This is a genomic window from Streptomyces mutabilis (assembly GCF_014649815.1).
GTDB lineage: Bacteria > Actinomycetota > Actinomycetes > Streptomycetales > Streptomycetaceae > Streptomyces > Streptomyces mutabilis.
The window spans coordinates 211,087-224,094 of sequence record NZ_BMTT01000004.1; the positions used below are offsets into that span (position 1 = coordinate 211,087).

At 71.7% G+C, this 13,008-nt stretch carries 13 protein-coding genes; 3 read left to right on the forward strand and 10 right to left on the reverse strand.

Annotation, left to right across the window (positions count from 1 at the left end; translation table 11 throughout):
- Positions 1–85: 85 nt before the first annotated feature.
- The 4 genes from IE142_RS11730 to IE142_RS11745 all read right to left on the reverse strand — a co-directional run bounded on the left by IE142_RS11730 (position 86) and on the right by IE142_RS11745 (position 3,977).
- The gene (locus IE142_RS11730) at positions 86–925 is read right to left on the reverse strand and encodes an ATP-binding cassette domain-containing protein (RefSeq protein ID WP_191885669.1); all 840 of its coding nucleotides are present in this window, start codon (positions 923–925) and stop codon (positions 86–88) included.
- Positions 922–1,962 (reverse strand): ABC transporter permease, encoded by a 1,041-nt coding sequence (locus IE142_RS11735; RefSeq protein ID WP_191885670.1) that lies wholly within the window; start codon positions 1,960–1,962, stop codon positions 922–924. Before IE142_RS11735 ends, IE142_RS11730 begins: the two co-directional genes overlap by 4 nt.
- Positions 1,959–2,963, reverse strand: a complete 1,005-nt coding sequence (locus IE142_RS11740) for a sugar ABC transporter substrate-binding protein (RefSeq protein ID WP_191885671.1) — start codon at positions 2,961–2,963, stop codon at positions 1,959–1,961. Before IE142_RS11740 ends, IE142_RS11735 begins: the two co-directional genes overlap by 4 nt.
- 276 nt (positions 2,964–3,239) lie before the next feature.
- Positions 3,240–3,977, reverse strand: a complete 738-nt coding sequence (locus tag IE142_RS11745; protein ID WP_078949346.1) for a myo-inositol degradation transcriptional regulator — start codon at positions 3,975–3,977, stop codon at positions 3,240–3,242.
- A 130-nt stretch (positions 3,978–4,107) separates the two neighbouring features.
- Here IE142_RS11745 and IE142_RS11750 point away from each other — a divergent pair, with 130 nt between their 5' ends.
- Positions 4,108–5,130, forward strand: coding sequence for a Gfo/Idh/MocA family protein (locus IE142_RS11750; protein WP_191885672.1), 1,023 nt, complete (start codon positions 4,108–4,110; stop codon positions 5,128–5,130).
- Positions 5,131–5,176: 46 nt separating this feature from the next.
- Here the strand turns inward: IE142_RS11750 and IE142_RS11755 are convergent, their stop codons facing one another.
- The 3 genes from IE142_RS11755 to IE142_RS11765 form a co-directional block, all read right to left on the reverse strand.
- On the reverse strand, positions 5,177–6,361 hold the full coding sequence (locus tag IE142_RS11755) for a cytochrome P450 family protein (protein ID WP_191885673.1): 1,185 nt from the start codon (positions 6,359–6,361) through the stop codon (positions 5,177–5,179).
- A gap of 107 nt (positions 6,362–6,468) precedes the next feature.
- Complete coding sequence (locus IE142_RS11760) at positions 6,469–7,149, reverse strand: response regulator (RefSeq protein ID WP_191885674.1); 681 nt, start codon at positions 7,147–7,149, stop codon at positions 6,469–6,471.
- A 96-nt stretch (positions 7,150–7,245) separates the two neighbouring features.
- Positions 7,246–8,505: a sensor histidine kinase gene (locus IE142_RS11765; protein ID WP_191885675.1), complete on the reverse strand. Its 1,260-nt coding sequence runs from the start codon at positions 8,503–8,505 to the stop codon at positions 7,246–7,248.
- A gap of 169 nt (positions 8,506–8,674) precedes the next feature.
- Between IE142_RS11765 and IE142_RS11770 the strand changes: the two genes are divergently transcribed.
- The gene (locus IE142_RS11770; protein ID WP_043378219.1) at positions 8,675–8,875 is read left to right on the forward strand and encodes a hypothetical protein; all 201 of its coding nucleotides are present in this window, start codon (positions 8,675–8,677) and stop codon (positions 8,873–8,875) included.
- A 30-nt stretch (positions 8,876–8,905) separates the two neighbouring features.
- Here IE142_RS11770 and IE142_RS11775 read toward each other — a convergent pair whose 3' ends face one another.
- The gene (locus IE142_RS11775; RefSeq protein WP_191885676.1) at positions 8,906–9,301 is read right to left on the reverse strand and encodes a guanyl-specific ribonuclease; all 396 of its coding nucleotides are present in this window, start codon (positions 9,299–9,301) and stop codon (positions 8,906–8,908) included.
- Between the two features lie 155 nt (positions 9,302–9,456).
- Here IE142_RS11775 and IE142_RS11780 point away from each other — a divergent pair, with 155 nt between their 5' ends.
- Positions 9,457–10,230: an SDR family oxidoreductase gene (locus tag IE142_RS11780; RefSeq protein ID WP_191885677.1), complete on the forward strand. Its 774-nt coding sequence runs from the start codon at positions 9,457–9,459 to the stop codon at positions 10,228–10,230.
- 105 nt (positions 10,231–10,335) lie between these two features.
- Here IE142_RS11780 and alc read toward each other — a convergent pair whose 3' ends face one another.
- Both alc and allB read right to left on the reverse strand, forming a co-directional pair.
- Positions 10,336–11,466 carry an allantoicase gene (alc, locus tag IE142_RS11785; RefSeq protein WP_191885678.1) on the reverse strand — a complete coding sequence of 377 codons (1,131 nt, stop codon included), beginning with the start codon at positions 11,464–11,466 and terminating at the stop codon, positions 10,336–10,338.
- 62 nt (positions 11,467–11,528) lie between these two features.
- On the reverse strand, positions 11,529–12,869 hold the full coding sequence (allB, locus tag IE142_RS11790) for an allantoinase AllB (RefSeq protein ID WP_191885679.1): 1,341 nt from the start codon (positions 12,867–12,869) through the stop codon (positions 11,529–11,531).
- Between the last annotated feature and the right edge of the window lie 139 nt (positions 12,870–13,008).

Below are 13,008 nucleotides of genomic sequence, written 5' to 3' on the forward strand. Positions count from 1 at the left end.
TGCCGCACGGCCGTGCCGGGTGCCGAATGCGGCAGGGGGCGGGGGGCTCGGTTCATCGCCGGGTGCGGGTGCGGGTGCGGCGTGGTCACTCGCGCCCGCGCGGCGGAGCCCCACGTGACACGGTCCCGGGTTCCTGGGTCCGTTGCAGCTCATGGCGCAGGTCGTCCAGCTCGTTCCCACCGGCCATCTGCGTCGTCAGCTCGTCCAGGGTGATGTCCTCGCGCTCGTGGTTGCCCACCATCGTGCCTCGCTTCAGCAGCACGAACCTGTCCCCCACCATGTACGCGTGGTGCGGGTTGTGGGTGATGAGAACAACGCCCAGGCCCTGGTCGCGTGCCGCTGCCACGTACTTCAGGACCACGCCCGACTGCTTCACGCCCAGCGCCGCCGTCGGCTCGTCGAGTACCAGGACCTTCGCGCCGAAGTGCACCGCGCGGGCGATCGCCACGCACTGGCGCTCGCCGCCGGAGAGGGTGCCGATGGGCTGGTCGACGTCGCGCAGGTCGATGCCCATGCGCAGGAGTTCCGCGTGGGTGGTGCTGCGCATGTGGTCGACGTCCATGCGCTTGAAGGGCGCGATGCCCTTGCGCGGCTCGGAGCCCAGGAAGAAGTTGCGCCAGACCGGCATGAGGGGGACGACGGCCAGGTCCTGGTAGACGGTGGCGATGCCGCGGTCCAGGGCCTCGCGCGGGGAGGAGAGGCGGGTCTCCTCCCCGTCGAGGCTCAGAGTGCCGCCGTCGTGCTGGTGCAGCCCTGCGATGATCTTGATGAGGGTCGACTTGCCGGCGCCGTTGTCGCCCAGCACGCAGGTGATCTCGCCCGCGTGAACCTGAAGGGACACGCCTTCGAGGGCACGGACGTTGCCGTAGTTCTTGCTGACGCCGGACAGCTCGACGAGCGCCGTGCGTGCTTCCGTCCCGGTCACTTGGTGGCCTCCGCGCGCTTGCGGACCCAGGCGTTGAGCAGGGTCGCGAGGAGCAGCATCGCTCCGAGGAAGAACTTGAACCAGTCGGGGTTCCACTCGGCGAAGACGATGCCCTTGCTGGTCATGCCGAAGATGAACGCGCCGACCGCCGATCCGACCGCGCTGCCGTAGCCGCCGGTGATCAGACAGCCGCCGATGACGGCCGCGATGATGTAGATCAGCTCGTTGCCGACGCCCTCGCCGGACTGGACGACGTCGTACGAGAAGAGCAGGTGCTGGCCCGAGATCCAGGCGCCGAGACCGACGCCCATGTAGAGGCCGATCTTGGTTTTGGCGACCGGGACTCCCACCGCGCGGGCGGCGTCCTTGTTGCCGCCGACGGCGAAGATCCAGTTGCCGGCGCGGGTGCGCAGCAGGATCCAGCTGGCGACGGCGACCAGGGCGAACCACCACAGGATGGTGACCTTGAAGCCGACGCCGCCGACGGTGATCGTGGAGGCGAAGACCTCGCGGGCGGAGTCGAAGCCCTCCATGTCGGCGATCGTCTTGGTGGAGACGGTGCCGTCGATGAGCTTGGTGAAACCCAGGTTCACGCCGGTCAGCATGAGGAAGGTGCCCAGCGTGATGATGAAGCTGGGCAGCTTGGTGCGGGTGAGCATGAAGCCGTTGAAGGCGCCGATCGCCACGGTGACCAGCAGGGACACGCCGACGCCGACCCAGACGTTGGCGGTCATCTGGTAGCTGGACATCGACGAAACCAGGGCTGACGAGGTGACCGTGACGCCGGCGGACAGGTCGAACTCGCCGCCGATCATCAGGAGCGCCACCGGGACGGCCATGATGCCGATCGTCGAGGCGGCGTAGAGCACCGTGCTGAGGCTCGTGGCGCGCAGGAAGCTGTCGGCGAAGAAGGCGAAGAAGAGGAAGACCGCGATCGCGCCGACGACGGAGCCCAGCTCGGGGCGGCCCAGGAGTCTGCGCAGCGGAGAGGTCTGCAGAATCCTTTCGTCTGCGTCCGTTGCCTGCGTGGCGCTCATCGGGTGCCCCGCTTGGTGTAGTCGGCCAGCTCGGCGGCGTCGTCCTTGGTGATGATCTGCGGGCCGGTGAGCACCGGCCGGCCGCCGCCGAGGACGTCGGCGTTGTACTTGTACAGCCACAGCAGGTCGACAGCCTCGTAGCCCTGGAGGTACGGCTGCTGGTCGACGGCGAAGCCGAGGGAGCCGTCCTCCAGTCCGGCGGCCACCTTCGCGTTGAGGTCGAAGGTGACGATCTCGGCCTTGCTGCCCGCGCCCTGCTTGGCCTTCACCGCGGTGTCGGCGTAGGGCGCGCCGAGGGTGACGACCGCGTCGACGGACTCGTCGGTCTGCAGTTTGGCCTCGATGGCGGACTGCACGTCGGGCATGCTGGTGCCGTTGACGTAGAGCCGCTGGATCCCGCCGTCGAAGGTCTTCTCGACGCCGTCGCAGCGCTGCTCGTGGCCGACGTTGCCCTGCTCGTGCAGGACGCAGATCGCCTTCTCGCGACCGCGTTCGTTCAGCGCCTCGCCGACCGCCTCGCCGGCGATGGTCTCGTCCTGGCCGACATGGGTGAGGGCGCCGAAGTCCTTGGACTCCGCGGAGCCGGAGTTCACGGTGATCACCGGGATGCCCGCCTTACGCGCGCGGTCCAGGGCGGACTTCATCGCGGTGGGCTTGGCGAGCGTGACGATGATCCCGTCGACCTTCTTGTCGATGGCCGCGTTCACGAGCTGCGCCTGCTGTTGCGCCTCGTCGTCGTGGGAGTACAGGAAGTTGACGTTGTCCTTCACCGCGGCCTGCTCGGCGCCGCTCTGGACGATGTCCCAGAAGGTGTCGCCGTCACCCGAGTGCGTGATCATCGCGAAGGTCCAGCGCGGCGTGTTCACCGCGGCCTTCCCCTGGGCCGACGCGGCCTTGCGGGCGTCCTCGGCGCGCTTGCCGCCCGTGCTGCTGCAGCCGGCCAGGGACAGCGACAGTGCCCCTGCCAGCGCGATGCCCACCCATGTCCGAAACCGTGCCACGAGGCCGTGCCCTTCTTGCTGTGCCGTGCTGTGCGTGTCGGGTTCCGCGGGAACCGCGACCGGGTTCCGGAAACCACAAACGCCCCATTGTCCGACATGGCAAACGATCCACCGGCGCCGGGGAGCAGACGTCGGTCACATTGTCCGGACATTGCGACGAACTCGCACGGCGAACCGCGAGGTGCCTCCGGACGGCGGGACGGCGCTCTTCGGGCCGTACCCGGGCGGCAGGTCAGCTCGCGCCGAGCGGCAGGTCACGAGCGCACGAGCAGCAGCTCAGGACCGTACGAGCAGCTGGAACTCGAAGGAGTAGCGGGACGGCCGGTAGGTGTGGGTGCCGAACTCGACCGCGCGTCCCGTGTCGTCGAACGTCGTGCGCTCCATGGTGAGCAGGGGCGCGCCCTCGTCCTCGCCGAGCCGCTCCGCCTCCCCGGCGGTCGCGGCGCGGGCGCCGACGGACTGGCGGGCGCTGTGCAGGGTGATGCCGGCGGCCCGCATCAGCCGGTACAGGCCCGTGGCCTCCAGCTGCCCGGTGTCCAGGTCGACGAGACCGGGCGGCAGATGGTTGCACAGGTACGCCATCGGCTCCCCGTGCGCCAGCCTGAGCCGCTCCACCCTATGCACGTCGCTCCCCTCGGCGACGCCGAGCGCGGCGGCGACCTCGGCGGTCGCGGGGACCACGGTGTTGACCAGGACTTTCGTGGCCGGGCGCTGCCCAGCCGCCTCCAGGTCGTCGTAGAGGCTGCTCAGCTCCAGCGGGCGTTTGACCTTGCTGTGCACGACCTGGGTGCCGACACCCCGGCGGCGCACCAGCAGGCCCTTGTCGACGAGCGACTGGATGGCCTGGCGGACGGTGGGGCGGGAGAGGCCGAGCCGCGCGGCGAGCTCGATCTCGTTGCCCAGCAGGCTGCCCGGGGTCAGCTCGCCGTGCTCGATCGCCGCCTCCAGCTGCTGCGACAGCTGGAAGTACAGCGGCACGGGGCTGCTGCGATCCACGCTGAGGTCCAGCGACACGGTCGGGTCCACTTCTGGTCTGGGCACGGGCCCGAGCGTAGCTCCGTGCGCTGTTGACGGGAAGTCGTGTAGTTCGATTGTCCGGACATACGCATTGACAGGGCCCGGGCTGTGAGCCCACTTTGAATCCATGCGCATCGGGGTCATCGGTACGGGCCGCATCGGCACCGTTCACGCCAACACGCTCAGCCGCCACCGGGACGTCGGCTCCCTGATCCTCACCGACGCCGACCTGGCGCGGGCGCAGGATCTGGCCCACCGGCTCGGCGAGACGGCGGCGCCCGGGGTGGACGAGATCTTCCGGTGGGGCGTCGACGCCGTCGTGATCACCACGGCGACGCCGGCCCACGCCGAGCTGATCGGCCGTGCCGCGCGCTCGGGACTGCCGGTGTTCTGCGAGAAGCCCATCGCGCTGGACGTGCCGGGCACGCTGCAGGCGATCGCCGAGGTGGAGGCCGCCGGAACGGTCCTGCAGATGGGCTTCCAGCGGCGCTTCGACGCCGGCTACACGGGCGCGCGCGAGGCGGTGCGGTCGGGGCGGCTCGGCCGGCTGCACACCGTCCGGGCGGTGACCAGCGACCAGGCGCCGCCGCCGGCCGAGTACCTGCCGCAGTCCGGCGGGCTCTACCGGGACACGCTCATCCACGACTTCGACGTGCTGCGCTGGGTGACCGGACGGGAGGTGGTCGACGTGTACGCCGGCGGGTCCGACGCCGGGCCGCCGATGTTCCGGGCTGCGGACGACGTGGACACCGGCGCGGCGCTGCTCACCCTGGACGACGGCACGCTCGCCACGGTGACCGCGACGCGGCTGAACGGCGCGGGGTACGACGTACGCATGGAGCTGGCCGGTGAACTGGACCAGATCGTCGTCGGACTGGACGACCGTACGCCGATCGCCTCGACGGAGCCGACCGGGCCGCCGGCCGCGGACAAGCCGTGGACGGGTTTCGTGGAGCGGTTCGGACCCGCCTACGAGGCGGAGCTGGCGGCCTTCGTGGAGGTGGTGCGCGGGGAGCGGGCCAACCCGTGCGACGGGCGCGAGGCGCTGCGGGCGCTGCTGATCGCTGAGGCCTGCGACGTCTCCCGGCGGGAGCGCAGACCGGTGCGGCCGACGGAGGTCGAGGCGACCGCGTCCTTCGTGGTCGGATGAACGGTGCCCCGGAGCCGACGCCGGGCAGTTCGTGGTCGGCGCCCGCCTACCAGCGCACCGGAAGGCTCCGCACTCCCCGCATCAGCCTGCCCGGCAGCCAGTCGCCGGGCGGGCCGTCGAGGGCGAGGCCGGGTGCGCGTTCCAGCAGGGTGCGTATCGCCGTACGGGCCTCCAGGCGGGCCAGCGGGGCGCCCAGGCAGTAGTGAACGCCGTGGCCGAAGGCCAGGTGACCGCGTGTGTCGCGGCGGATGTCGAAGCGGTCCGGGTCGGGGAAGCGGTGGGAGTCGCGGTCGGCCGCGGTGAGGCCGACCATCACCGTGTCGCCCCGGGCGATGGGGGTGCCGCCGATGTCCAGGGGCTCCGCGGCGTACCGGAACGTCGCGTTCTCCACCGGGCCCTCCCAGCGCAGCGCCTCCTCCACCGCGTCGTCGACCAGGCTCATGTCGGCGCGCAGGGACGCGAGTTGCCCGGGGTGGGTGAGCAGGGCGTGGACGCCGGTGGTGATGAGGTTGACCGTGGTCTCGTGGCCGGCGATCAGCAACACGAAGGCCATGCCCCGCAGTTCCTCGGCGGAGAGCCGGTCGCCGTCCTCGGCGGTGGTGCGGATCAAATCGCTCAGCAGGTCGCCGCTCGGCCCGGCGCACCGCTTGTCCTCGATGAGGTCGGTGAGGTATCCGGCGAGCCTGACGAAGGCGTCGTACTCGCTCTCCGCACTGGTCGGCGCGACCGCCTCGGTCGACATCTGCCGGAACTCCGTGCGGTCCATCTCGGGCACGCCGAGCAGTTCGCAGATCACGGTGAGCGGCAGTGGATAGGCGAGGGATTCCACGAGGTCGCCGCGGCCGGGCGGCAGCATGGCGTCCAGCAGGTCGTCGGTGATCCGCTGGATGCGCGGCCGCATCTCCTCCACGCGGCGCGCGGTGAAGGCGCGGGTGACGAGGGAGCGCAGCCGGGTGTGCCGGGGCGGGTCGGTGACCAGCAGGTGTTTGCCGATCAGCTCCTCGTCGAGGGAGGTCGCGCCGACCCCGCTCGGGTCCTTGGCCAGACGCGGGTCGGCCAGGGCCGCACGAGCCTCCGCGTGGCCGACGACGAGCCACGCCTCGTACCGCGCATCGGGGGACGGCGGGCGGATCCGGTGGACGGGGCCCCGCGCGCGCAGTCGGGCGTAGACCGGGTGCGGGTCCCTGCGGAAGTCGTCGCCGAACTCCCCCAAGTCGATCACTTCCGTCACGATGGCCCCCTCGCTCGCTCCCCGCGGGCCGTCCACACGGCCCGCTCCGACGCGGGGCCGTGCGGCACACCGCGTGCCCTTGCTCCCCCAACGTGCGCGCCCGTCGGTCAGTGCCCGCTCTCCTCGAAGTCGTCCAGAAGCCCCGCGTCGTACGTGAGCAGCGCGATCTGGACCCGGTTGCCGAGGTCGAGTTTGGCGAGGATGCGGGATACGTGGGTCTTGACGGTGGCCACGCTCATGAAGAGTTCCGCGGCGATGGCGGCGTTGGCCAGGCCCCGGCCGACCGCGACGGCGACCTCGCGTTCGCGGTCGTTGAGGGTGCCGACGCGCGCACGCGCGCGCGTACGCCTGCTGTCGGCGGCGCCGTCGGCAGCCTGCTCCATCAACCGCCGGGTCACGGCGGGCGACAGGACCGGGTCGCCGGCCGCGACCTTGCGCACCGCGTCGAGGATCTCCGCGGGCGGGGTGTCCTTCAGGACGAAGCCGGCGGCGCCGGCGCGCAGAGCCCGCAGCACCTGCTCGTCGGCGTGGAAGGTGGTGAGGACGACGACCTGCGGGGCGTCCGGGCGGCCCCGCAACCGCTCGGTGGCCGTCAGGCCGTCCACTCCCGGCATGCGGATGTCCATGAGGACGACGTCCGGACGGGTGCGGTCGACGAGTTCCGCGACCTCGTTCCCGTCGGCGGCCTCGCCGACGATCTCCACGTCGTCGGCCCCGCCCAGCATGAAGGACAACCCGGCCCGCACCAGCGGGTCGTCGTCCACCAGGAGCAGTCTGATCGCAGTCATGGCCCTCACGAAATCACAATGCCGGTGAACGCATCACGGTCGCAGGCGGCCGACTTGGTTCCCGTGACGGCGGCCGTCCGGTCGCCGGTGCCCGTCTCATGCCCACGGCAGCCGTGCCCGTACCTCGAAGCCGCCCTCCGGTGTGGGGCCGTGGTCCAGGGTGCCGCCGGCGAGCGTGGCGCGCTCGGTCAGCCCGATCAGGCCCTGCCCGGAGCCGGGCACGTGGGGCACCTCTCCCTCGGGCGGTGCGTTGCGCACGGTCAGTACGAGTCCGTGCCCCGGGGCTCCGGACGCGGAGACGCTGACCGCGGTGCCGGGGGCGTGCTTGCGCGCGTTCGTCAAAGCCTCCTGGGCGATGCGGTAGGCGGTGCGTCCGACGGAGGCGGGTACGGCGGCGGGTTCGGTGACGCGGCCCACGAGGACGACCTTCATCCCGGCCTCGCGTGACTCGGCGACCAGCGCGTCGAGCGCGGCGAGCGTCGGCTGGGGGCGGCCCGCGTCGTCGGACTCCCCCGCGCGGAGCACACCGATGATCTCCCGCAGGTCCTGGAGGGCTTCGTGCGCGCTCTCCCGGATGACGCCGGCCGCCCGCGCCACCTCTTCACGGGACGCGTCGGGCCGGAACTCCAGGGCGCCGGCGTGCACGCTGAGCAGCGTCAGCCGGTGCGCGAGGACGTCGTGCATCTCGCGGGCGATGGCCTCGCGGGCGAGCCGCTGCGCCTGTTCGGCCCGGAGCCGCGCCTCCGCCTCGGCGTGCCGTGCGCGGTCGCGCAGGCTGAGCAGGAGCTGGCGCTTGGAACGGACGAGCAGTCCCCAGCCGATGACCGTCACGGCGAGCAGGAGGGCGATGAGGAGGGACGCCAGGAAGGGCAGGCCCGGTTCCGGGCGCATCCAGTAGAACAGGGGCGCCACGGCGAGGCTCGCGCCGCCGATCCAGGCCACGTACCGGAAGGGCCGGTGCACGGCGAGCGTGAACATGGAGGCGAGGACGGCGCCGCCCGCGGTGGCCGAGACCAGCGAGACGGGCACCATGGCCACGGCCAGCCCGACCGGCCACCGCCGCCGGAGCCAGACGGCGGCGCAGGCCAGGGCGCCGATCACCTGATCGGCGACGGCCATGGCCGGGGAGAGACCCGGCTCCTCGTCCAACACGTCGGCGGCGAGCAGCCCGACGGTGACGGCCAGCAGGAAGCAGGCGAAGTCGACGAACCAGTCGCGCGCGGTGCGCCGGGTCCGCCGGCCGGGTCCCCGCGGTTCGGGGTACAGGTCCTCGACCAGCGCCGCCGGCAGCACCCAGCGCCCCTTGGCGAACGCGGGAGACGTCGTGTCCCGCTCGTCACTGTTCACGGTCGACAATTTACGCAGCGGTGGGGACCGGCACTGCCGGGAGAACGGGATCACCGACCGAAGTCGCAGACCCGGCGACTTAGGTCGCGCCGGGGCACGGACAACGGCGCCTTCCGTCGGGCACGGCTCGCCCCGCGGCCGATGCGTGTGGGGGGACCGCGGGGCGAGGGTCGGGGGCATGAAACAACTGCTGGAGTTCCTGGGCCTGATCGCCGTTCTTCAGGGCGCGATGAGCCTCGTGCACGAGTTCACCGACTGGGACACGGGCGTGGTGCGGCGGATCGGTTTCCTCGAGGGTCACGAGGTCTACGCGAGCGTCGCGCTGCTCGCTCTCGGCGGCGCGCTGTTCGCCGCCGCCGAGAGCCGCAAGTCCGGGTGAGTCCGGTCCCCGGACCGGTGGCCGCCGCCGTCAGCAGCCGCGGTCGACGAGGTCGAACGACGCGTAGTGGTCGGCCGTGTAGTAGTCCTCCTGATAGTCCTCACCGGTGACGATGCGGCGGGCGCCCCGGGTGTCGGAGCCCGGGGTGATCACCGTGTACTCGTGGTAGTAGCCGGTGGACCGGCTGGGGAGGATGCCTTCCCGGTTCTGGAAGACGGTGCCGTCCTGCTCGAACGGATAGGGGCCGCCCTGCTCGATCAGGTCGAGCGTGTCGTGGGCCTGGGACGGCAGGTCGCCGTAGCAGATGTGGCCGACCGCGGCGGGGGCCGCGCCGGCCGGGGTCGCGGAGACGGAGCCGCCCACGAGGAGGGCGGACAGGACTGCGGCTGCTGCGCCGAACCGAGCGACGCGTGGGGGGAATCGCATGACCTCATGATGACGCGCGTAGACAGTGGCATGTCAATGACAATGTCGTGGAGTTTCCCGGGACGTCATATGTGTTTTCGGCGCGTTCACCACCGGGGCGGGTCCGTGTCCGTTCGCCGCCAGCGTGGGCCGGGCCGGGCCGCTGGGATGGACCCATGAACACGAACACGAACACGGACTCGCTCGTTCGCTTCCCGGCACCCCTGACCGGCCGTGCGGTCCTGGTGACCGGAGGCAGTCGCGGCATCGGCGCGGCGACCGGGCTCCGGCTGGCGCGCGACGGCGCCGACGTGGCCCTGACCTATGTGAACCGCAAGGACGCGGCCGAGGACGTCGTACGGGCCGTCGAGGCGCTGGGGCGTCGCGCGGTGGCCCTGCGGGCGGACTCCGCCGACGCGGAGGAGGCGGCCGGGGTGGCGGAGCACGCCGCCGACGCCCTCGGCGGGCTCGACGTGCTGGTCAACAACGCGGGCGTCGGGCTGCTCGGCCCCGTCGAGGGCATCTCGGTCGCCAATCTGGACCGGGTGCTCGCCGTCAACGTACGCGGCGTCTTCCTCACCGCGCGAGCGGCGGCGGCCCGTATGACGGAGGGCGGACGGATCATCACCGTAGGCAGCTGCATGGCCCTGCGGGTGCCGGGTCCCGGGGGCACGCTGTACGCGATGAGCAAGGCGGCGCTGGTGGGGCTCACCAAGGCACTGGCCCGGGAGCTGGGCGGGCGTGGCATCACCGCGAACATCGTTCACCCCGGGCCGATCGACACCGACATGAACCCGGCCGACGGCCCGTACGCCGAAGGTCAGGCGGCGCTGACCGCGCTGGGCCGTTTCGGCAGGGCCGAGGAGGTCGCGGCGACCGTCGCCCACCTGGCGTCGGCGGCGTACGTCACCGGGGCCGAATTCGCGGTGGACGGCGGGCACGCCGCCTGACGCCGGCGGTGAGGACGCCGGTCACCCGCTCCACCGCCGACGATGTGCGGATGCGCGTGGGGCGCGCCGGAGCCGTCCGGGCCGGCGCGCCCCACGCGGGAGAGGTCAGCCGCCCAGCTCCTGGTGACGGGCGGCGATGTGGGCCGCGCCGTCCTCGGTCAGCGAGCCGAACAGGCGCAGGCGGGAGATGCCACCGTCGGGGTAGATGTCCACGCGCGCGTGGGTGCCGACAGCCGCCTCGGGCAGGACGAAGCGGTGGTTGGTGTCGGGCTGCATCCGGGTGCGCGGCAGGACCTCGCGCCACTCGCCGGACTCACCGTCCTTCACGGAGACCGAGGCCCAGCCGGCCGAGTTGCCCTTCAGGTAGGCCGTGTCGATCTCGATCGCGCGGATCTGGACGCGGTCCACCAGGCGGTAGCTGATCCAGTCGTTGCCCTGGTCGCGGCGGCGGCGGGTCTCCCAGCCGTCGTCCATCTTGCGGGAGCGGCCCGGCTGGATGGTGTTGGTGGCCGGCGAATAGAACAGGTTGGAGGCGTCCTCGACCTGGCCGCCGTTCTCCAGGGCGACCACGTCGAAGGTGCCGAGGGCGGCGAGCCACGCCGGGTCGGGCACGACCTCGCCGTACACGCGCAGGCGGGCTATGCCGCCGTCCGGGTGCTGCTTGAGACGCAGGTGGGTGAAGCGCTGCTCGGCCGAGACGGCGAAGCCGTTGGCCGCGTGGCCGCCGACGGCGGTGCGCGGGACGAGGGTCGTCCACTTCACGTCGTCCGCGAGCAGTTCCTCGGGGGACGGGGAGCCGGCGAACGAGGTGCCCTCGACGGATACCGCCTGCGGGTAGTTGCCGCGGAAGTGGGCGGTGTCGACGACGATGCCGCGGATCACTCCGGGGGCGCCGAGGCGGATCAGCGCCCAGTCGTGGTCGTCTTCGGTGGGCCAGGGGTGCTCGGCCGAGACGCCGCGGCGCCGGCGGGTCTCCCAGCCGTCCATGACCTTGCCCTTGTGCCCGAAGTGCTCGGGGTCGAACTCGGCGCGCTCGGGCACCAGCAGGTTCTCGCGCTGGGCGAAGAACTCGTCGTTGGCGGCGACGACACCCGCGCCGAGTTGCCGGTCGGCAAGATTGGCGTACTGGGTGAAGGGGAGGTCGGCGGTGCGGTAGTCCGCGTACGGGTCGCCGCCTCCGTAGGGGTTCGCGTCTCCGGTGAAGCTGGCCAACGAGGTGTTCTGCTGGGCCGTCACGGTGATCAGGTGTTCCTCTCGGGTTCGTTCGATGTATGAGTTGGGGCAGGTCCGGACGTGTGTCAGGGGGTCCGGGTGAGGAGCTGTCCCTTCGGGTCGGTGAACGCGCCGTCCGCCACGATGCGCGTCCCGCGCAGCCAGGTGGACTTCACGACGCCGTACAGGGTCTTGCCCGCGTACGCGGTGACGCGGTTGCGGTGCTGGAGGGCGGCCGGGTCGACGGTGAAGGTCTCGTCGGGGGCGAGGACGGCGAAGTCGGCGTCGTGGCCGGCCGCGATGGCGCCCTTGTGCCCGTCGAGGCCGACCTGGCGGGCCGTGTTCGCGGACATCCAGCGCACGATGTCCTCCAGGCCGAGGCCCCGCTCGCGTGCCTTGGTCCACATCGCCGGCAGGCTGAGCTGGAGGCCGGCGATGCCGCCCCAGGCGGTGGCGAAGTCGTCGGTCTTCAGATCGGCGGTGGACGGCGAGTGGTCGGTGACGACGCAGTCGATGGTGCCGTCCACCAGCGCCTGCCACAGCAGGTCCTGGTTGGCGGCCTCGCGGATGGGCGGGCAGCACTTGAACTCGCTGGCTCCGTCCGGCACTTCCTCAGCGGTGAGGGTCAGGTAGTGCGGACAGGTCTCGACTGTCACCCGTACGCCGTCCGCGCGGGCCTCGGCTATCAGCGGCAGCGCGTCGCTGGAGGAGAGGTGCAGGACGTGCACGCGGGCGTTGAACCGCTTGGCCTGGGCGAGGAGGGCCGCGATCGCGGTGTCCTCGGCGTCGCGCGGTCGGCTGGCGAGGAAGTGCGCGTACTTCGGGCCGCCCTGCTGCGGGGCCGCGGCCAGGTGGTGCGGGTCCTCGGCGTGCACGATCAGCAGGCCGTCGAAGGCGGCGATCTCCGCGAGGGAGCGGGCCAGCTGCTCGTGGTCGAGGTGCGGGAACTCGTCCACACCCGACGGCGACAGGAAAGCCTTGAAGCCGAAGACGCCTGCCTCGTGCAGCGGGCGCAGGTCCTTGGCGTTGTCGGGCAGCGCGCCGCCCCAGAAGCCGACGTCGATGTGCGCCTTGTCGGCGGCGACCTCGCGCTTGGTGCGCAGGTTGTCGACCGTGGTGGTCGGCGGGATCGAGTTCAGCGGCATGTCGACGAGGGTCGTGACGCCGCCGGCCGCCGCGGCGCGGGTGGCGGTCCAGAAGCCCTCCCACTCGGTGCGGCCGGGATCGTTCACGTGCACGTGGGTGTCGACCAGGCCGGGCAGCACGACGTGGTCCCCGACGTCCTCCAGCCGGGCGCCGGCCGGGACGGGGGCGTCGTGCGGCAGGACCGCCGTGATCGTCTCCCCCGTCACCGCGATCGACGCGGCGCGTGTCCCCTCGGGGGTGATGACGCGCGTCGAGCGCAGCACCAGTTCAGCTCCGGACACCCGAACCCCTCTTTCTGCCGCCATGCTTTTCAACGTTCTGTTGAAGTCCTCCGTCGAAGGAGTCTTCATCCCCGCTTCCGTGCCGTCAAGAGGCACCCTTTGTGCGGGCATGCCCACGGCTCAGCCCTGGACGTTTCCA

What these genes read in the sequence shown, in the direction of transcription:
- IE142_RS11735 (WP_191885670.1), bottom strand. Translation starts at nt 1,962, where the DNA reads ATGAGCGCCACGCAGGCAACGGACGCAGACGAAAGGATTCTGCAGACC.
- IE142_RS11750 (WP_191885672.1), top strand. Translation starts at nt 4,108, where the DNA reads ATGCGCATCGGGGTCATCGGTACGGGCCGCATCGGCACCGTTCACGCC.
- IE142_RS11760 (WP_191885674.1), bottom strand. Translation starts at nt 7,149, where the DNA reads ATGACTGCGATCAGACTGCTCCTGGTGGACGACGACCCGCTGGTGCGG.
- IE142_RS11770 (WP_043378219.1), top strand. Translation starts at nt 8,675, where the DNA reads ATGAAACAACTGCTGGAGTTCCTGGGCCTGATCGCCGTTCTTCAGGGC.
- IE142_RS11775 (WP_191885676.1), bottom strand. Translation starts at nt 9,301, where the DNA reads ATGCGATTCCCCCCACGCGTCGCTCGGTTCGGCGCAGCAGCCGCAGTC.
- IE142_RS11780 (WP_191885677.1), top strand. Translation starts at nt 9,457, where the DNA reads ATGAACACGAACACGAACACGGACTCGCTCGTTCGCTTCCCGGCACCC.